Annotated in this window: 20 protein-coding genes and 1 tRNA gene; 11 read left to right on the top strand and 10 right to left on the bottom strand. The window is 73.7% G+C overall.

Going from position 1 to position 18476, the window contains the following annotated elements; all coding sequences use genetic code 11:
* Positions 1–28: 28 nt before the first annotated feature.
* Both ACERM0_RS05080 and ACERM0_RS05075 read right to left on the bottom strand, forming a co-directional pair.
* A complete protein-coding gene (locus ACERM0_RS05080; RefSeq protein ID WP_373677433.1) occupies positions 29–751 on the bottom strand; it encodes an aquaporin in 723 nt (240 codons plus the stop codon).
* Positions 748–1422 carry an ArsR family transcriptional regulator gene (locus ACERM0_RS05075; protein WP_373677432.1) on the bottom strand — a complete coding sequence of 225 codons (675 nt, stop codon included), beginning with the start codon at positions 1420–1422 and terminating at the stop codon, positions 748–750. Before ACERM0_RS05075 ends, ACERM0_RS05080 begins: the two co-directional genes overlap by 4 nt.
* 106 nt (positions 1423–1528) lie before the next feature.
* Here ACERM0_RS05075 and ACERM0_RS05070 point away from each other — a divergent pair, with 106 nt between their 5' ends.
* Positions 1529–1807, top strand: coding sequence for a hypothetical protein (locus ACERM0_RS05070; protein WP_373677431.1), 279 nt, complete (start codon positions 1529–1531; stop codon positions 1805–1807).
* A gap of 62 nt (positions 1808–1869) precedes the next feature.
* Positions 1870–3087: an acyl-CoA dehydrogenase family protein gene (locus ACERM0_RS05065; protein ID WP_373677430.1), complete on the top strand. Its 1218-nt coding sequence runs from the start codon at positions 1870–1872 to the stop codon at positions 3085–3087.
* 109 nt (positions 3088–3196) lie between these two features.
* Here ACERM0_RS05065 and ACERM0_RS05060 read toward each other — a convergent pair whose 3' ends face one another.
* Positions 3197–4144, bottom strand: coding sequence for an NAD-dependent epimerase/dehydratase family protein (locus ACERM0_RS05060; RefSeq protein ID WP_373677429.1), 948 nt, complete (start codon positions 4142–4144; stop codon positions 3197–3199).
* Between the two features lie 133 nt (positions 4145–4277).
* Here ACERM0_RS05060 and ACERM0_RS05055 point away from each other — a divergent pair, with 133 nt between their 5' ends.
* Entirely contained in the window at positions 4278–5087 is an 810-nt protein-coding gene (locus ACERM0_RS05055) for a TetR/AcrR family transcriptional regulator (RefSeq protein ID WP_373677428.1), read from the top strand.
* A 6-nt stretch (positions 5088–5093) separates the two neighbouring features.
* On the opposite strand, the gene ACERM0_RS05050 is transcribed toward ACERM0_RS05055, so the two are convergent.
* On the bottom strand, positions 5094–6287 hold the full coding sequence (locus ACERM0_RS05050; RefSeq protein ID WP_373677427.1) for an ATP-binding protein: 1194 nt from the start codon (positions 6285–6287) through the stop codon (positions 5094–5096).
* 393 nt (positions 6288–6680) lie between these two features.
* Positions 6681–7511, bottom strand: coding sequence for an EamA family transporter (locus ACERM0_RS05045; protein WP_373677426.1), 831 nt, complete (start codon positions 7509–7511; stop codon positions 6681–6683).
* 191 nt (positions 7512–7702) lie between these two features.
* Between ACERM0_RS05045 and ACERM0_RS05040 the strand changes: the two genes are divergently transcribed.
* The 6 genes from ACERM0_RS05040 to ACERM0_RS05015 all read left to right on the top strand — a co-directional run bounded on the left by ACERM0_RS05040 (position 7703) and on the right by ACERM0_RS05015 (position 12724).
* Positions 7703–8317 carry a MauE/DoxX family redox-associated membrane protein gene (locus ACERM0_RS05040; protein ID WP_373677425.1) on the top strand — a complete coding sequence of 205 codons (615 nt, stop codon included), beginning with the start codon at positions 7703–7705 and terminating at the stop codon, positions 8315–8317.
* The gene (locus tag ACERM0_RS05035) at positions 8314–9096 is read left to right on the top strand and encodes a hypothetical protein (protein ID WP_373677424.1); all 783 of its coding nucleotides are present in this window, start codon (positions 8314–8316) and stop codon (positions 9094–9096) included. The genes ACERM0_RS05040 and ACERM0_RS05035 overlap by 4 nt, the downstream gene beginning before the upstream one ends.
* Before the next feature lie 71 nt (positions 9097–9167).
* Positions 9168–9782 carry a hypothetical protein gene (locus ACERM0_RS05030; RefSeq protein ID WP_373677423.1) on the top strand — a complete coding sequence of 205 codons (615 nt, stop codon included), beginning with the start codon at positions 9168–9170 and terminating at the stop codon, positions 9780–9782.
* Between the two features lie 11 nt (positions 9783–9793).
* Positions 9794–10306 carry a hypothetical protein gene (locus ACERM0_RS05025; protein ID WP_373677422.1) on the top strand — a complete coding sequence of 171 codons (513 nt, stop codon included), beginning with the start codon at positions 9794–9796 and terminating at the stop codon, positions 10304–10306.
* Positions 10303–11961, top strand: a complete 1659-nt coding sequence (locus tag ACERM0_RS05020; protein WP_373677421.1) for an LGFP repeat-containing protein — start codon at positions 10303–10305, stop codon at positions 11959–11961. Before ACERM0_RS05025 ends, ACERM0_RS05020 begins: the two co-directional genes overlap by 4 nt.
* Positions 11962–12016: 55 nt before the next feature.
* A complete protein-coding gene (locus ACERM0_RS05015; protein WP_373677420.1) occupies positions 12017–12724 on the top strand; it encodes an S-layer homology domain-containing protein in 708 nt (235 codons plus the stop codon).
* Positions 12725–12741: 17 nt separating this feature from the next.
* Here ACERM0_RS05015 and ACERM0_RS05010 read toward each other — a convergent pair whose 3' ends face one another.
* Positions 12742–13401 carry an alpha/beta hydrolase gene (locus ACERM0_RS05010; protein WP_373677419.1) on the bottom strand — a complete coding sequence of 220 codons (660 nt, stop codon included), beginning with the start codon at positions 13399–13401 and terminating at the stop codon, positions 12742–12744.
* A 2-nt stretch (positions 13402–13403) separates the two neighbouring features.
* A complete protein-coding gene (locus ACERM0_RS05005) occupies positions 13404–14351 on the bottom strand; it encodes a ring-cleaving dioxygenase (protein WP_373677418.1) in 948 nt (315 codons plus the stop codon).
* A 162-nt stretch (positions 14352–14513) separates the two neighbouring features.
* Between ACERM0_RS05005 and ACERM0_RS05000 the strand changes: the two genes are divergently transcribed.
* Positions 14514–14590 (top strand) — tRNA-Ile (locus ACERM0_RS05000).
* Positions 14591–14708: 118 nt separating this feature from the next.
* A complete protein-coding gene (locus ACERM0_RS04995) occupies positions 14709–15194 on the top strand; it encodes a DUF456 domain-containing protein (RefSeq protein ID WP_373677417.1) in 486 nt (161 codons plus the stop codon).
* Positions 15195–15200: 6 nt separating this feature from the next.
* Here ACERM0_RS04995 and ACERM0_RS04990 read toward each other — a convergent pair whose 3' ends face one another.
* From ACERM0_RS04990 to ACERM0_RS04980, 3 genes are all read right to left on the bottom strand, one after another.
* Positions 15201–15635, bottom strand: coding sequence for an SRPBCC domain-containing protein (locus ACERM0_RS04990; protein ID WP_373677416.1), 435 nt, complete (start codon positions 15633–15635; stop codon positions 15201–15203).
* Between the two features lie 135 nt (positions 15636–15770).
* Complete coding sequence (gene pruA / locus ACERM0_RS04985) at positions 15771–17396, bottom strand: L-glutamate gamma-semialdehyde dehydrogenase (RefSeq protein ID WP_373677415.1); 1626 nt, start codon at positions 17394–17396, stop codon at positions 15771–15773.
* Positions 17393–18316 carry a proline dehydrogenase family protein gene (locus ACERM0_RS04980; protein WP_373677414.1) on the bottom strand — a complete coding sequence of 308 codons (924 nt, stop codon included), beginning with the start codon at positions 18314–18316 and terminating at the stop codon, positions 17393–17395. Before ACERM0_RS04980 ends, pruA begins: the two co-directional genes overlap by 4 nt.
* Positions 18317–18476: the final 160 nt, after the last annotated feature.

The raw sequence follows: 18476 nt of genomic DNA, 5'->3' as shown, positions 1-18476 counted from the left end.
CGAACCCGGCGAGGGCGGCCGTCGGCGTTCAGGCCGCCTCGTTGCGCGCGGCCCCGTCGCCATGGGGTTGGACGACCACCTCGGCCTGGCGGCGCGAGGGCCGGTAGAGCCAGGCCACCAGCGCGACGCCGGCGAGCGTCCCGAGCGCCTGTCCGAGCAGGAAGCCGGGGACCGAGCCGGGGGCGATGCCCGTGTAGCTGTCCGTCAGTGCGCGCGCCAGCGTCACCGCCGGGTTGGCGAACGACGCGGAGGCGGTGAAGAAGATCGCGGCGCCGATCCAGGCACCGACCGCCCCCGGCACCGCGCCGAGCCGGCCGGTGTGCACCAGGGCGAAGATGACGAGCAGCAGCCCACCGGTGGCGACGACCTCGCCGGCAATTGGCCCGAAGCCGTCGCGCGCGTTGGTGGACAGCGTGACGAGGTCGACACCGAACATCGCATTGGTCGCCAAGGTGCCCGCCGTCGCGCCGCCGACCTGGGCGCCGAGGTAGCGCAGCGCCCGCCCCGTCGGGATGCCGCCGAACCACCAGTCGGCCGCGGTCACCGCCGGGTTGAAGTGCGCCCCCGAGACCGGACCGAAGGCGAGGATCAGCGCGACCAGCGCAGCGCCCACCGCCACGGCGTGCTGGAACAACTGCGCGGACGCCGAGCCGCCGTCGCTGGTGACGATCCCCGAGCCGACCACGGCCATCAGCAGCAGCGCCGTCCCCAGGAACTCCGCGACGACCCGCTGCGGCTCGGTCGGCGTCATGCGGCGCGGTCGGGCAGCGTCGCGGCCAACCGGGCGATCCGGCGGTCGAGGTCCTGCAGTGTCGCCTCGTAGGCGGCCAGGTCGCCGCCGCGCGGGTCGGCCACCGACCAGTGCAGGTGGTGGGTCGTCCACGGCAGGGCCGCCTCGCGCGCGCGGTCGCAGACGGACACGACCAGGTCGGGGGCCGACCCGATCTCGTCGTAGCCGCGGGGGCGCGGGTCGTCGCCGAGCGGCAGCCCGTGTGCCTCGGCGACCGCGCGTGCCAGCGGGTCGATCTCCGGCGCGGGCTGCCGGCCGGCCGAGTCGGCCGGCAGTTGGGTCCGTGCGCGCCACAGGGCGGCCGCCAGCTGCGAACGCGCGGCGTTGCGGCTGCAGACGAAGAGGACCGGCCCGGTCGGGGCCTCGCTCATCGGCTCCACGGCCTCCAGCGTCTCCCACCGCAGCGTCACGTAGCGACGGCGGCCGTCGCCCTGCGAGCGCCGCCGGGCGATGACACCGGCCTCCTCCAGCGTGCCGAGGTGGAACGCCAGCAGGTTGGAGTCCAGGCCGCTGACCTCCCGCAGCTCCGACGGCGTGAGGTCGCTCAGCCGGAGGGCGTCGACCAACTGCAGGCGGTGTGGTTCCCCCAGTGCGGCGTGGACGCGCGCCCGGGCGCTCGTGTCAAGTGTCATGGAGTCAAGCTTCGCTGAGCAAACGACGGTCCGTCAAGCCGGGCGCCGGGCGGCGGGTCCGGCCATCCCCGCTAGCGTGTGGGTCGAAGTCGACGACGAGGTTGCCGTGCGCGTGCGATCGCTCATCACCTTCTCCACCGGTGCCGCGGTCGGGGCCGGCTGGATGTACCTGCGCGATCCCGAGCACGGGAGCGCTCGCCGCCGCGAGCTGCGGCGCGAGGCCCTGCGCCGGGCACGCGCCGGTGCGGTCGGTGCCGCCGCCGATCTGCGCCGGCGTGGCGAGGAAGTGGTCTTCGCGGCCGTGGCCGGCTTCGAGCAGGGCCGCCACCAGCCGCGCTCCGGTCGTACGGACGCGGATCGCCATCTGCGCAGCGTCGGAAGCTAGCGTCGTCGCCATGCGTGTCGGGGGCCGCCCCGGCGACCGCCCGCTGGACGGGAGACGACGACGTGGACCTTCGCCTGAGCGATCGCGGCGAGCAGCTGCGCGCGGCGCTGCTCGACTTCATGGACACGCACGTCTATCCGAACGAGCAGCGCTACCACGACCAGATCGAGGCGTCGGGCGACCGCCACCACCACCCGGCCGTTCTCGAGGAGCTGAAGGACGAGGCCCGACGGCGGGGCCTGTGGAACCTGTTCCTGCCCGACGAGCGGCACGGTGCGGGCCTGTCGAACCTCGACTACGCCCATCTCGCCGAGCTGACCGGCCGCTCGCCGCTGATCGCGCCGGAGGCGTTGAACTGCAACGCCCCCGACACCGGCAACATGGAGGTCCTGCACCTGTTCGGGACCCCTGAACAGCAGGAACGGTGGCTGGAGCCGTTGCTGGCCGGCGAGATCCGGTCCACCTTCTTCATGACCGAGCCGGACGTCGCGTCCTCGGACGCCCGCAACATCCGTTCACGCATCGTGCGCGACGGCGACCACTACGTCATCGACGGGCGCAAGTGGTGGTCGACCGGCGCGGCCAGCCCACGTTGCGAGGTCGGCATCTTCATGGGCGTGACCGACCCCGACGAGCAGCCCTACCGCCAGCAGTCGATGATCCTGGTGCCCATGGACACCCCGGGCGTGCGGGTCGTCCGTGAGCTGCCCGTGTTCGGCCACTACGACGGCCACGGCGGGCACCCCGAGGTGGAGTTCGTCGACGTACGGGTGCCGGCCGGCAACCTGATCGGGCAGGAGGGCGACGGCTTCCGCATCGCGCAGGAGCGGCTCGGTCCGGGCCGCATACACCACTGCATGCGGCTGGTCGGCATGGCCGAGCGCGCCGTCGACCTCATGTGCCAGCGGGCGATCAGCCGCGAGACGTTCGGCAAGCACATCGCGCGCCAAGGCGTGTTCCAGCACTGGCTGGCCCAGGCACGCGTGCGCATCGAGCAGGCGCGCCTGCTCACGCTCAAGGCGGCCCACCTCATGGACACCGTCGGCAACAAGGGTGCCCGGATGGAGATCTCCGCCATCAAGATCGTGGCGCCCGCGATGGCCGAGTGGGTGTTGGACAAGGCGATTCAGACCCACGGTGGGGCCGGCTTCTCCAACGACACACCGCTGGCGATGATGTGGGCGCACGCGCGGACGCTGCGGATGGCCGACGGGCCGGACGAGGTCCACGAGATGGCGCTGGCCCGGCGGGAGCTGAAGCGCTACCTGCCCGAGTCGTGATCCGGCCCGAGTCGTGATCCGGCCCGAGTCGTGATCCGGTCCGAGTCGTGATCTGGCCCGGCCCGGCGTGCGCCGCCGATCGGGCAGGCCGGCGGCGCGCCGTCGCGGTTCATGCGGCGGCCGGGTGGCCGGCCGCGCGGAAGGCGTCCACGGTGGTGCGGATCGCCGTGGCGTGCGGCGTGGTCTCGACCGGGCCGAAGGCCGCCTCGAACGCGCTCGCGTCGGTGGTGTAGGGCCGGTCCCACTGGTCGGTCAGCTCGTAGGCCTCCCGCAGGCGCCGGTCGACGAGTCCGGCCACGCGCAGCATCGGACGGCTGATGTGCCCGCGCTTGACCGGGTGGCCGACGGCCTGCTCGACGAGGTCGATCAGCTGCCGCTGGGTCAGCGCCGGTGCCGACGGCAGGACCCAGATCCGGCCGTCCGCCTCGGGGCGCTCGGCGAGGGTCGCGAAGCCGCGCGCCGCGTCGGGCAGGTAGTGGAAGCTGTGTGGCTGGTCCGCGTCGATGTAGGCGCGGGCCGCCTTGCCGGCCAGGGCCGGCCTGATCTGCACCTGGTAGACCAGCGAGTTGGTGCCGCCGGGGCCGTAGTAGTCGCTGAAGCGTCCGATCGTGACCGGCACGCGGCCGGCCTCGTGCGCGGCGAGCAGGCGGCGGCCGGCGTCGCGTCGCAGGCGCCCCTTGACCGACGTCGCGGCCTCCGGGGTGGCCTCGGTGATCGGCGTACCGGGGGAGCCGTAGGCATAGAGGTTGTCGACCAGGACGAGCCGTGCGCCGGCGCGCTCGGCGGCCGCCAGCGCCGCGTCGAACAGCGGGAGCAACTCGGTGTGCCACTGCGGGTAGGGGACCTGCGCCGCCATGACGACGACGTCGGCGCCCCGGCAGGCGACGTCGGCCTGGCGTGGGTCGCGCAGGTCGGTGGTCACGGCACGCACGCCGGCCGGATGCCCGGCCGGCGAGATCGAACGGCTGGCGGCGGTGACCTCGTGGCCGCGGCCCGCGAGCTCCTCGGCGAGGGCGCGGCCGATGCCCCCGGCAGCGCCCAGCACGGTGATGCGCATGATCTGGTCCTCCTGGCGGGGCCCTCGCCCGCGAAAAGTGCGAACGGTGTTCGCGTTTCGCTGGGAGTATGTGCGAACGGTGTTCGCAATGCAAGTGCCAGTCGCTAGATTCGTGGCGATGAGGAGAGACGTGATGGCCGACCAGCGCCTCGACGAGCCGGACGCCGCAGTCGCCGAGGGGCGGCGTGCGCGGCTGCGCCGCCAGACGCTGCAGGACCTGCACGCGGCCGCGATGGCGGAGATCCGCGAGCACGGCGCCGTGGAGTTGTCGCTGCGGCGTGTTGCCCGCCGGCTCGGCATGAGCCCGGCGGGGCTGTACCGCTACGTGGACTCGCGGGAGGATCTGCTGACGCGGCTGATCGCCGACGCCTACCACGACCTCGCCGATCATCTGCTGGTCGCCATCGGGGCCGACGACGAGCGGCAGGACCTGCAGGGCCCGCCGCCCGTCCCCCCGACCGTCGCCACGCGCGACGCCGACGTCTGCGAACGCGTGCGGGCCGCGGCGCTGGCCTACCGCGACTGGGGGGTGCGCCACCCCAACGAGTTCGGGCTGCTGTTCGGCAACCCGATCCCGAACTACGAGGCGCCGCCCGGTGGTCCCACCGTGGCGGCCATGGGACGCGTCGGCTTCGGCCTGGGCCGGCCGCTCGTGGAGGCCTGGGAGCAGGGTCGGCTGCGCGTCCCCGACGGATGGCGCGCGCTGGTGGCCGAGCCGCACCTCGCGGCCCGCTTCGACCCGATGCTCGACTTCGACGGGCGGCGGCTGACACCCGAGGTCGCCGCCACGCTGCTGCTGCTGTGGGGCCGCCTGCACGGTCAGGTCAGCCTCGAGGTGTTCGGCCACCACCACTGGCTGCTGCCGGACGGCTGCGAGGCCCTCTACGTCGCCGAGCTCGAGGCCATCGAGACCGAACTGTTCAGCGCGCCCGACGGCTCGTGAGCCTGCTCAGGCCCGTGGCAGCACCAGCGTGAAACAGCTGCCGGCGCCCGGGGTCGACACCACCTCGATGCGGCCGCCCTGGACACTGGCCGCGGCCTGGCTGACGAACAGTCCGACGCCGCTGCCCGTGCTGCGCGGGTCCCGGGTGAAGCGGTCGAAGATGCCCGCGAGGTCCTCGGGAGCGATGCCGGGGCCGCTGTCGAGCACCGACACCTGCACGGTGTCGGGCTCGGCGCCCCGGCCGACCTCGACGCGGATCGGTGCCCGTGAGCCGCCGAAGCGGACCGCGTTGTTCAGCAGCTCCGTGACGATGCGCTGGGTCCGGGCACGGTCGGCCAGGGCCATGGGCGTCCCGGGAGCCACCTCGACCTCGATCTGGGCGCGGTCGCGGAACAGTTCGACGGCGTCCTCGACCACCGCCGCCAGCGTGAGCGGGGCGCGGTCGGCGGTCGGCTCGTGGTGTTCGTTCTCCAGCAGGGCGAAGTCGAGGTACTGCCCGACGAGCCAGTCGAGGTAGCGCACCTGCCGGGCGAGGACGGTGCGCAGCCGTGCCTCGGCGGCGCTGGCGGGCGGGGTCGTCTCCGACATGTTGACCACGCCCTGCAGGATCGCGATCGGGGTGCGCATCTCGTGCGAGATCCCGGCCAACAGCGCGTCGCGGTAGCCGGCGGCCTCACGCTGCGTCTCCGTCGCGATGGCGCGTCGCGCCGCCAGCCGCAGCTCCAACTCGTCCATCACGATGGCGGCGAGGTCCTGGAGGTTCTCCAGTTCGCCCGGTCGCAGGTCACGCGGTTCGACGTCGATGACGTTCAGCGTGCCGAGGCTGTGGCCGTCGGCCGTGCGCAGCGGCACGGCGGCGTAGAACCGCAGCCCCAGCTCTCCACGCACGAGGCCATTGTCGAGGGTGCGCGGGTCGACGAGGGCGTCCGGCACCACGTAGGGCTTGCCGTCCAGGATCGCGGACGCACACAGGCCGGGCTCGCGCGGGATCTCAGTCGCGTCGATGCCGTGCGCGGAGCGGAACCAGATCCGGTCCTCGTCCACGATCGTGATGGTGGCGATCGGGCTGTCGCTGAGGCGGGCCGCCAGTGCGGTCACCCGGTCGAACGCGCCGTCGGGTGGCGAATCGAGGACGTCGTACCGGCGGACCGCCGCGAGCCGGGCCGGTTCGTCGAACGGGACGGTCTGCGCGACCTGCATGGCGATGGCCCTCTTCGAGAACCGCGAGCCTAGGCTACCGACCGGTATCGGCACAGCCTGGGCCAGCTGCGACGGCGCCGGGCGCTCGGCCTGATCGGGGTATGGCGGTGATCATCGCGTGGCTGCGGCGCCGCAGGGGTGATGGCTGCGGCCATCGCTACCCGCGTCGGTCGCCGAACTGCCCCAGATGCAACCGTGGCGCGGTACGCATCGGAGGGCCGTGCCGGCATCATGACAGCGGCTCGGCAACCGTGAGGTCGGCCACGTGACGCACGGTCGAGCAGATGACGCACCGGTGTGACGCTGGGCCGACCGTGCGGCGGAGCGCCGACCTCGAGGCCGGCGGTCGCCGCCCGTCACCCCCCGCGAGGCGCGTCCGGCTCGTTGCGGTGCTCACACCACGATGAGGGCCGTGGCCAGCAGCGCCAGTGCCACGCCGGTGGACTGCAGCCGCGTCAGGCGCTCGTGCAGCAGCTGACGCGCCAGGACCACCACGACGACCGGGTACAGCGAGGTGAGCAGCGACGCGAGCGACAGCAGCCCGGCCCGGGTGGCCAACAGGAACAGCACGTTGGCGAGCTGGTCGGTGAGGCCGCTGGTGGCGGCCAGCGTGCGGCCGCGCTCGGTCGGCCACGGCCGTGGGCGCAGCGCGAGGATGGCCAGCAGCACGCCTCCGCCGGCCAGGCGGGAACCCAGCAGCGGCCACAGGCCGGAGTCGGTCGGGGTCGCGTCCAGCAAGACGAAGAACAGCCCGAACGACACGCCGGCCACGGCTGCCATCAGCGGGCCGCGGGTGCCGGCCTCCCGCAGGGACGTGCCCGGTCGGTAGGCGACCAGCACGACCGCGACCAAGCCGGTCAGCACCCCGACGACGTCGGCGGTGGTCAGTACCTCGCCGGCCAGGACCACGCCCCAGCCGACGGGCACGGCGGCGCCGACCAGCGCGGCCAACGGCGAGATGAGCCCCATCGGGCCCAGCGCCATGCAGCGCAGGTAGAGCACGAGGCCGACGCAGCCGAGTCCGCCGGCGAGCGCGCCCAGGCCCAGCGCCTGCCACGAGGCCCGTCCGGGCCACAGGACCAGGGCGGGCACCAGCACCAGCAGGCCGGCGACCTGGGCCACCAGCGTGACGGTGAGCGCCGAGGCACGGCGCGCGGCCAGGCCTCCCGTGAAGTCGGAGAGACCGAAGCTGAGCGCCGAGCCGAGCGCCAGGAGTGGACCCACCAGGGCGGCTCCGGCGAACGTCGGGAGGAGGGGCGTGGTTCCGCCGCTAGCGGCCGGAACGCAGGAACGAGGAATCTAGCGCGCCGCCCGCGCGGTCCCGGGTCAGGTCGCAGCGGGTGGTTGTCGCGCTTCGAAGCGTGACCTAGCGTCCCGGCGCCCGGCGGGAGGTCCCGGGCAGGTGGGAGCAGGCGTTGTCGGCGGAGCTCGGGGGAGCGTGGCCGGTCGCACTCGACGTGGTTCGGGTCGTGATCGTGCTCGGGGCGGGACTGCTGGTGCCGGCCGGCGTCGCGAAGCTGCGGCGCCCCAGGACGACCGCCGACGCCCTGGCGTGGCGCGGCACGCACGCCACCTCGCTCGTCCGCGTCGTCGGTGCGGGTGAAGTGAGCCTGGCCGCGGCGGTCCTGGTGCTCGGGACGCGGCCGCTGCTCGCCGGCCTCGCGCTGGTCTACGGCGCCTTCGCCGTCGTCGCGGCACGCCAGCGCCGCCGCGGAGGCGCCTGCGGCTGCTTCGGCCAGGCGTCGGCGCCGACCTCGCTGCTGCACGTCGGGCTGAACGCGCTCGTCGCCGTGGCGGCCGCCCTGGCCGCGGCCGGCCCCGGCGCACTGGCGCACCTCGAGGCCCCGGCCCGGCTCGGGTTCGCGCCGGGGCACACCGTGCTGGCGGCCGTGCTCGCCGTCGTCGGTGTCGCCTCCGTCCAGCAACTGCTCACCGGCCTGCCGGAGCTGCGCGCGGCGACCCGCCGTGTGACGTTGCCCGCCCCGCGGGCCGCGCGAACCGACGCGGCCGTGCAAGGAGATGCCCGATGACCATCGTCGTCGTCGCCCTCGTGGTGGTCGTCGCCGTCCAGTTGGTGCTGCTCGTGGGGCTCCTGCGCAGCCACGCGGAGATCCTGCGCCGCCTCCACGAGCTCGGCGCCGGCATCGACCCCGACCAGCCGGCCGACGCCGCCGCCGCACCGGCGCCGCCGGCGGGGGTCGCAGCGTTCGAGACCGGCCCGGCCGCCGCCGTCGAGGGCCGCACCGCGCCGGACGTGGTCGGGGTCAGCCCGGGCGGCGAACTGCTCGCCCTGCGTGTGCAGGAGGTCCGTCACGACACCGTGCTGGTGTTCCTGTCGTCCACCTGTGTCGGCTGCAAGCCCTACTGGCCGGCGCTGGAGGCGCCCGACGTCCCCGGCGACACACGGGTCGTGATCGTGACGCGTGAGGAACCCGACGAGGACCGCGACGCCATCGCCCGCCTGGCGCCGGCCGGTGCCACCGTCGTGATGAGCGACGCGACCTGGGACGCACACGACGTGCCGGGCAGTCCGTACGTCGTCCACGTCGACGGCACGACCGGCCGCGTCCGCGGCGAGGGCACGGCCGGCACCTGGCCGGCCGTGCGCCGCCTGCTGCTGCAGGGGTCCGCCGGTCGCGACAAGGCCGCGGCCGACAGCCGCCGCGAGCGCGACGCCGACCGCCACCTGCTGGCGGCCGGGATCGCGCCGGGCGATCCGAGCCTGTACCAGCCGGCCGACCAGTTCGCGCCCGAGCCGTTCGCCGACGCCGGCGCGCACGGCGACGACGAGCGGGAGCACGACGCGTGATCGCCGCACTCGGGCTGACCCTCGCGGCCGCGGCCGCGCTGCGCAGCTCCTGGTCGCCCTGAGGCATGTCGATGCTCGCCAGCATCTCCCCGGTCGGGGAGGCCTCGCGCGGACAGCGGTGGACCGTCACGGCCATCGCCTACCTCGTCGCGTCCACGGTCGGCGGCGCCACGGTCGGTGCGCTCGCCGGCGGCGTCGGCTGGCTCGCCGCCCGTGGGCTCACCGGGTTCGGGGTGACCCCGCCCGGGGACCTGGTGCTGGCGATCCTCGCCATTGCGGGGTTGCTCGCGCTGGCGGCGGACGCCGGGCGGCTGCCGGTCCGGCTGCCGAGCTGGCAGCGGCAGGTCGACGAGCGCTGGCTGACCGCCTACCGCGGTTGGGTCTACGGGGCCGGGTTCGGCTTCCAACTCGGCGCGGCCGTGTTGACCCGCATCCCGACCGCCGCCACGCACCTGCTGCTGCTGTTCGCCGTCGCGTCGGCGTCGGCGCCGATCGGTGCGCTGCTGGGTGCCACCTTCGGCCTGGTACGTGCACTGCCGCTGCTCACGACCGCGGGCCTGCGCGAGCCCGCCGGCCTGCAGCGCTTCCACCGCCGCCTCGACGCCGGCGCACCGCTGGCCCAGCGTCTCACCGCGCTCACCGTCGGTGCCGCCGTCGCGGTACTCGCCGTCGGCACGGTCGTCTGAAGGAGCATCGCATGCAACTGCGTGGACACGGCCTGCGGGCCCAGCTCCCGCGCGGCTGGGAGGGCCGCATCCGGCGTGAGGCCGCGGCCGACGAGCTGCCCGAGGGGCAGTTCGCCGCGGCCGCCGCGGCCAGCGACGAGTCACCGCCGGTCATGCACCTCGCGACGTTCGCACTGCCCGGCGAGCGCGGCGACTTCGGCTCCGGTGCGGTCGACCTCATGGCCGACGACGACGCGTTCGTGGCGCTGCTCGAGTACGGGCCCGAGGAAGCGGGCACGCCGCTGTTCGCCGCACAGGGGCTGCCGCGACGACTCGACCCGCGGGCCTTCAGCAACCGCTCGCTGCAGCGGGCGATGCGCAAGCAGGCCGGCTGGCAGCACTTCTTCACCGAGGCCGGTCGCGCCTTCTGCCTGTACGTCGTGCTGGGCGACGGCGGGGACGCCAACCGGCAGGTCCGCCGGGTCGAAGAGGTGCTCGCGCAGGTCACGATCGAACCCGCCGCGGGCGGGGAGGAGCCCCGATGACGATCGCTCCCGCACCGGAGGCCGAGGCGGCTGCGCCGATCACGGTCCGGGTCGTCGACCGCCTCGGCCGCGCGCTGGCCGGCCGGGGCCTCAGCCGCCGCCGCTTCCTCGGCCGCGTCGCGGTCGTCGGCTCGGCGCTGGCCGTCGGCCCGATCCGCTACACCCTGAAGCCGGGGACCGCCTACGCGCAGGTCTGCGGCACCGGCGCATCCTGCTCCAGCGGCTGGACGGCGTTCTGCTGCACCGTCAACAACGGCGCCAACACCTGCCCGCCCGGCTCCTACGCCGCCGGCTGGTGGCGCATCGACGACTCGCCGTTCTGCATGGGCCGCGCCCGCTACGTCATCGACTGCAACCGCAGCCCGTCGGCGCGCTGCTCCTGCCGCTGCGCCGACGACCCCTGTGACCAGCGGCGCGTGTGCTGCAACAACTTCCGCTACGGGCAGTGCAACACCCAGGTCGCCGGCGTCACCGAGGTGGTGTGCCGCGTCGTGACCTGCATCGCGCCCTGGGACTGGGACCCGGCCTGCAACCGGACGGTGCGGGTCGACAACCGCACCCGCAGCCACAACTCGACCTGCCTGCCACAGCGCAACGCCACCCACATCGACCTCAAGTACCAGGACATGGGCCAGACGGGCTCGATCCTGGGTCGACCCACCACCCCGGAGCGCAACGGCGCCGGCAACGGGCGCTACCGCCGCTACGAGAACGGCTCGATCTTCTACCGCTCGGCCACGGGGGCGCTGGCGGTCCACGGCGCCATCGACGCCCGGCATCGCCGCCTGGGTGGCGAGGCCGGGGAGCTCGGGTACCCGACCACCGAAGTTCGTGCGGTGGGGGACGGCACGGGCCTGCACACCCGCTACCAGCGGGGGACGATCTGGCAGCGCACCCGGTCCGCGGACCCCGTGGAGACGGTCGGGCGGATCGACGAACGCTACCGCAGCGGCGGCGGCGCCACCGGTCGCTACGGCTACCCGACGCAGCGCATCGTCGAGTCGGGCGGCGAGATGGTCCGGTTCCAGCACAGCAACCTCGCGGCCGCCGACGGCGAGCCCATCGTCGAGGTCCGCCACGACATGTACGACGCGTCGCGGCGCACACCGGCCGGCGCTGACGGGCCGCTGGGGCTCGCGATCCTCAACGAGCGCCTGCGCAGCGGCGGCCGCTACCAGGAGTTCCAGAACGGCATCGTGGTGGAGACCACGGCCGGCGAACTGGTGCCGCTCGGCGGTGCGCTCCTCGAGCGCTACCGGCAGGAGGGCGGCCCCGGTGGCTCGCTCGGACGCCCCACCCGCGCCGCGGTCAACGTCGCCGGGGGCCGGGGACAGGCCGTCGTGCTGGCGAACGGGACGATCTACAGCGCCCCCGGCACCTCGGGGACGCGGCTGCTCCAGGATCCGACGCTGTCGGCCTACCAGAGCGCTGGGGGACCGGGCGGCTCGCTGGGACTGCCCACCAGCGAGACGATCCGCGTGAGCAACGGGCAGCAGCGCACGTCGTTCGAGGGCGGCGTGATCGTGATCGAACCCGGCGGCAGCGTCAGCGTGGTGCGCCCCCGCGACGCGACCGCTCCAGACCGGCTGGCCTCGCGCAATCCGGCGCGCACGTCCGGCCGGACCCCCACGTCACCCAACCACCTCAACCGATGACCGCCGCCGAGTCCGACCCGCGCGACCCACGTCGCGTCACCCGTGAGGAGCCGTCGTGAAGCTGCCCCGCCGCCGTCCGTTCCTGCTGACCGCCATGCTCTTGCTGCTGTTGGTCGCGGTGCCGGCTTCGGCCCACCACCACTTCAGCGACGTGCCGAACAACCACGAGCACCACGACGCGATCAGCGCCGTGCGCGAGGCCGGCATCACGATCGGGTGTCGGACCACGTCGGTGTTCTGCCCGAACAGCTTCGTCCGCCGCGGGCAGATGGCGACGTTCCTCGACCGAGGCTTGCCCAAGATCACCGCGGACAGCCAGAACAGCGCCACCACGCTGGCGGCCGCGCGCAGCGGCTACAACGGGGTCAGCGGCGTCGCCGCGGTCGTCGACGTGGAGACGACCGGGGAGCGCGGCAGCGGCAGCGGCTACGTGACCCTGCAGGGATCGGTTTCGGTGTACGGCGACGGCGTGGTCGCTGGTTGCCCGTGCGAGGTGGAGGCCTACGTGTTGGGCCCCAACGACCGCCACGGCCCGTCGTCCTACGCGGTGCTCTCCGGCCAGCCGGGCGCGCCGGCGAGCGGGTCGGGTCCGGGCAAGAGCTCCATCTCCGTGCCCGTCGACTGGACACTGCAGGTGCCGACCGGACGGCAGCAGACCTACCGCCTGGCGGTCTTCGTGACCGGTGCCAGGGCCGGCGACCTGCAGGCGTCGGGCACGCTGACCGCCATCACGGCGCCGATGGGGCAGGCGCCGACCCCCTGACGTTCCCGCGGGAACGCTCAGGCCACGTGGCCGGGGTCCGAGGCCGTCGCGCCGCGGAGCCGCTCGAGCCATGCGCGGGTGGCCTCGGCCTGCGTGCGTGGGAGCTCGTGACCGCCGTCGTGCCAGCTCAGCTCGACGGCGGCGCCCCGTTCGCTGAGCAGCTGTGCCAACCGCTCGGCCTGCTCCGGCGGGCAGATCGGGTCGCGGCGGCCGGCCGAGAGATGCACGGCGACCGCTGACAGCTCGCCCGGCTGGTCGGGCTCGAAGGGCAGCATGGGGGCGAACAGCGCCGCGCCGCGCAGCACCTCGGGGCGTAGCAGCAGCAGCCAGGCCGCGATGTTGGCGCCGTTGGAGAACCCGGCGGCGACCAGTCGGGTGGGGTCGAGGTGGTAGTGGTCGACGGCGGCCTGGAGCCAGTCGGCGAGTTCGTGCGTGCGGCGGACGAGGTCGTCGCGGTCGAACACGCCCTCGGCGTGGCGGGCGAAGAAGCGGTTCATGCCGTGTTCGGCGACGTTGCCGCGCGGTGAGAGCAGGGTGACGCCCGGGGCGAGGAACCGTCCCAGCGGCAGCAGGTCGCGTTCGTCCGCGCCGGTGCCGTGCAGCAGGACCAGGGTGAGCGGGTCGTCCCCGGTGCCCGGCTCGTGGAGGTGGACGTGGTGGTCGACGCCGATCGCCACGGTCACGACTCCGGGAGCTTCAGCGTCGGCAGGTTGGCCTCGATCGCCTCGCGGTTCGGCTCCAGCCACGGCGGGAGCCGCAGCGTCCGGCCGAGCTCCAGCAGCGGTTCGTCCTTGGTGAACCCGGGCTCGTCGGTGGCGATCTCCAGCAGCACGCCTCCGGGCTCGCGGAAGTAGATCGAGTGGAAGTACTGGCGGTCGAGGATGTCGGTGACCGGCGTGCCCGACTCCACGATCTGGCTGCGCCAGTCCTGCTGGGTCGGGTCGTCGGGGGCGCGCCAGGCGATGTGGTGCACCGTGCCGTTGGCGACCAGGCCGGGCTGCGCCTTCGGGTCGATCAGGACGTCGAGGCAGCGGCCCGGGCCGCCGGCGCCGACCTCGAAGCGGACGCGGTCGCCGGCCTCGTGGCTGGTCCCGAAGTTGAGCAGGTCGGCGAACATGCCACCCGTGCCGTCCAGCGAGCGCTGCGTGAGCGTGACCGAATGGAAGCCCCGGATGGCATGCTCGACGGGGATGGGCCCGCCGTCCCACGGCTCGCCCACGCCGCCCTCGTGCGCGACCAGTTCCACGAGCAGTCCGTCGGGGTCGTGGAAGCGCAGTGCGTCCTCCTCGAAGCGGGTCTGGACGTCGACCACCTCGACACCCAGCGCACCGAGGTGGGTCTTCCACCAGCCGAGCGACTGCTCCGGGATCGAGAACGAGGTGATGGTGGCCTGCCCCGCCCCGCGACGGCCCTGCGGCGTGCCGGGCCACGGGAAGAACGTCATGACCGTGCCGGGCTGGCCGGCCTCGTTGCCGTAGTAGAGGTGGTAGACGTCGGGGGCGTCGAAGTTGACGGTCTGCTTGATCAGACGCTGGCCGAGCACGGTGAACCAGAAGTCGAGGTTGCGCTGGGGGTCCGACGCGATGGCGGTGACGTGGTGCAGGCCGAGGGGCTGGACGGTCGACACGACGGTCCTCCTGCGAGAACGAGGCACCCGATGGCGGCGGGAAAGCCTGGCGGCGGGAAGGAAGTTGTAGGCGCAACCGTACCGGTGGACGCGGCTGGCGCCAGTGTCCGTGTGGCCGCGGCGACGGGCGCCGCGCAGCCGGCGACTACCCTGTGGGGTTCGGGGCCGGTAGCTCAGTCGGTCAGAGCAGACGACTCATAATCGTTTGGTCGCGGGTTCGAGCCCCGCCCGGCCCACCATGATCACGGCCGCGTCGCCGCGGGCGTCGACAGCGCGAGTTGCGAGGTGACCGGCGTCAGCGCCTAGCGTCGGGACCGGCCGTCGACGTGGCGGCGGCCCGCACCGCAGGGGTGAGGGATGGATCCGGTCGTCGCCGTACTGGCGCTGCTCGTGATGCTGGTCGGCCTCGTGGGCGTCATCGTGCCGGTCCTGCCGGGCCTGCTGCTGGTGTGGCTCGCCGGTGTGGCGACGACGCTGTTCGTGGCGACCGATGCCGCCGGCTGGACGATCGCCGCGGCGCTGACCGTGCTGTTCGCGGTGGGCACCGGCGCGACGATCTGGCTGCCGGCGCGGCACGGGCGGCGTGGCGGCGTGCCGATGCGATCGCTGGGGATCGCCGCCGCGGGTGCGATCGTCGGCTTCTTCGCGATCCCGGTCGTCGGCTTCCTGATCGGTGGTGCCCTCGGGCTGCTCGTCTCCGAGCAGCAGCGCCTGGGCGGCTGGGACCGGGCGTGGCGCTCCGTGCTCGGCGTGGTGCGCGCCTACGGCATCGGGGTGCTCGTCGAACTGGTCGTCGGCGTCACCATGATCCTGATCTGGGGGGTCGCCGCGCTCGTGCGGTGAATCTGGTCAGCCGGTCTCGGTGACCAGCCCTTCCAGCCGTTCCAGCGACAGCTCGTTGCGCTGCCGTATGGAGGGCGCCAGGAACGCCTCGGGCACGAACCGGGTCGGCCCGGAGATCGGGTACTCGTTCATGCGGACCCGCGTGCCGCCGGGGACCTCCTCGAGGTGCAGCTCGACGCGGGCGCGGCCGACGGGGCGGGCGCGTGCCTCCAGCACCAGCCGCTCGTCGTCCGCCGCGTCCACGACCGTGGTCGAGTCACGCAGGCGCAGCGGGAACGCGCCGACGACGTGGTGGAAGGTCGCACCCGGTAGCGGCCACTGACCCTCCACCGCCCGGATCCGCTGCGCCCCGACGACCCAGCGCGGATAGGTCCCGGGTTCCGCGAGCGCGGCGAAGACCGCCGCACGCGACGCCGGGATGATGCGGACCACCTCGGCCACGTCGCCACCTTTCGGGTTCGGGCGAAGGCAGCAGCATGACGTGTCGGCCGGGGCGACGATGCCCGTCCTTCGGGCGCTGCGGTGTCCGGACGGCCTGGCGGGACCGCCGTCCGGACACTGCGGCGGAGCAGCGGGTCAGCCCTGGTGCGGGTAGCGGTGGTCCAGCGGGGCCGCCCAGGTCTCCTTGATGACCCGCGGCGACACCCACCGTTGCAGATTCAGCACCGAGCCGGCCTTGTCGTTCGTGCCGGAGCGCCGCGCGCCGCCGAAGGGCTGGCGGCCGACGATCGAGCCGGTCGGCTTGTCGTTGACGTAGAAGTTGCCGGCCGTGTCGCGCAGCGCCTCGGTGGCCTGGGCGACCGCACGCCGGTCGTCGGCGAAGATCGACCCGGTCAGTGCGTAGGCGGCCGCCTGGTCGACCTCCGGCAGGATGCCCTCCCAGTCGCCGTCGTCATAGACGTGGACGGTCAGGATGGGGCCGAACAGCTCCTCGGTCATCGTCGTCGACCGCGGGTCCTCGCTGACCAGCACGGTGGGCGGCACGAACCACCCGTCGGTGTCGTCGGGCTTGCCGCCGACCAGCACCTCGGCGCCGCCGGCCTGCGCCTGCTCGATCGCGTCACGGTGCTTGCTCCACGCCCTGCCGTCGATCACCGCACCCATGAACGTGGACAGGTCCTCGCCGACGTCGCCCATGGTCAGCGAGCTCGCGAGGTCGGCCAGCGGGTCGCGGACGCGGTCCCAGACGCTGCGCGGCAGGTAGGCGCGCGAGGCGGCCGAGCACTTCTGGCCCTGGTACTCGAACGCGCCCCGCCCGAGCGCGACGACCAGCCGCTCGGCGTCCGCCGACGGGTGCGCGAGCACGAAGTCCTTGCCGCCCGATTCGCCGACGATGCGCGGGAAGGCCCGGAAGGTGTCGATGCGCTCGCCGACCTTCTTGAACAGTCCGGACAGCACCGTCGCCGACCCGGTGAAGTGCAGCCCGCCGAGGTGCGGCGAGGCGGTCGCCACGTCGACCGCCTGAGCGCCGTCGCCATGGACCAGGTTGATGACGCCGTCGGGCAGCCCGGCCGCCTGGAACAGCCGCATCAGGTGGTGCGCCGACACGGCCTGCTTCTCCGACGGCTTCCACACGACGGTGTTGCCCATCAGGGCCGGCGCGGTCGGCAGGTTGCCGGCGATGGCGGTGAAGTTGAACGGCGTCACGGCCAGCACGAAGCCCTCGAGCGGCCGGTGGTCGGTGCGGTTCCACTCGCCCGCGACGGAGTTGGGCTGCTCGTCGTAGACGCGCTGCGCGAAGGCGACGTTGAAGCGCAGGAAGTCGATCAGCTCGCAGGCGGCGTCGATCTCCGCCTGCAGCACCGACTTCGACTGGTTGAGGACCGTGGCAGCGTTCAGCGTGTCGCGCCACGGGCCGGCCAGCAGGTCCGCAGCGCGCAGGAAGATCGCGCAGCGGTGCTCGAACGGCATCCGGGCCCAGTCGTGCTTCGCGGCCAGCGCGGCGTCGATGGCGCGCTGGACCTCGTCGCGCCCGGCGGCGTGCACGTCGGCGAGCTCGAGGTCGTGGCGGTGCGGCGCCCGGGCGACGAACGTGTTGCCGGTCGTGACGTCCTGTCCGTCGATGACGCACGGCGCCTCGATGCGCTCGGACGAGAGCTCGCGCAGGCGCTGCTCGAGCGAGGCGCGTTCTGGACTGCCGGGCGCATAGCCCCTGATCGGTTCGTTGACCGGGTCCGGGACGCGGTAGCGGCCGTCGCTCATCGCTGCTCTCCACTGGTCAGGGCCCGCAGGAAGAAGGCCAGGTTGGCCGGTCGTTCCGCGAGCCGGCGGGTGAAGTAGGGGAACCATTCCGTTCCGAACGGAACGTAGACGCACAGGCGGTAGCCATCGCCGACGAGGGCGCGCTGCATCTCCGGGCGGACCCCGTACAGCATCTGGAACTCGTAGCTGTCACGCGGCCGGCCGACGGCCGCGGCCTCTCGCTTGATGGCGGCGACCAGGCGGTGGTCGTGGGTCGCGAAACGGGGGTGGTCCGCCTCGCGGACGAGGTAGCGGGCCGCCTCGAGGTAGGCCCGGTCCACGTCGACACGGCGCTGCCAGGCCAGGTGCTCCGGCTCCGCGTAGGCGCCCTTGCACAGCCGCACGCTGGCCCCCAGCCGCGTCAGGCGGCGCACGTCCTCGGGGGTGCGGTGCAACGCCGCCTGGATGGCGCAGCCGACGTTGGTCACGCCGTCGGCGTGGACGCGTTCCACCAGCGCGACGGTCGCCTCGGTGACGGTGTGGTCCTCCATGTCGAGGGTGACGTGCGCGCCCGCCTCGGCGGCCTCCTGCGCGAGGTCGTCGACGAGCTTGTCGCACCGCTCGGGATCCAGCAGCAACCCGAGTTGCGTCGGCTTGACGCTGATGCCGGCCGGCAGCGCCTCGGCCGTGACCTGCCGCAGCAGGTCGCGGTAGACCTGGGCGGCCTGCTCGGCCTGCTCGGTGCTGGTGACGTACTCACCGACGTGGTCCAGGGTGAGCGACATCCCGCTCGCGGCCAGCTCGCGGGCGACCCGCAGTCCGGCGGCCAGGGTGTCGCCCGCGATGTAGCGGTCGACCACCCGCCGCGCGGCGGGACTGCTCGCACTCAGTTCGGCCAGGCGGCGGCTCCCGGCGGCGCGTAGCAGCAGCCAACGCAGCATCCTCGTCTCCTCCTCGCCCCCGACGGTACGTCGGTCGGGCGATCGTCGAACCTCGGCCTGCGCGTGCGGGATCGGCCGCGGTGCGCGCGCCGCACTGCTGGGGTGATCGAAGCAGCCGCGACGGGCTCGGGCACGTCGCGTGCGATGGGCACGCGGTCGG

Origin of the sequence: Egicoccus sp. AB-alg2 (assembly GCF_041821065.1) — a bacterium.
Taxonomy (GTDB): domain Bacteria; phylum Actinomycetota; class Nitriliruptoria; order Nitriliruptorales; family Nitriliruptoraceae; genus Egicoccus.
The sequence above is the reverse complement of the archived record's forward strand: the minus strand, read 5'-3'. Positions and strand labels throughout refer to the sequence as shown.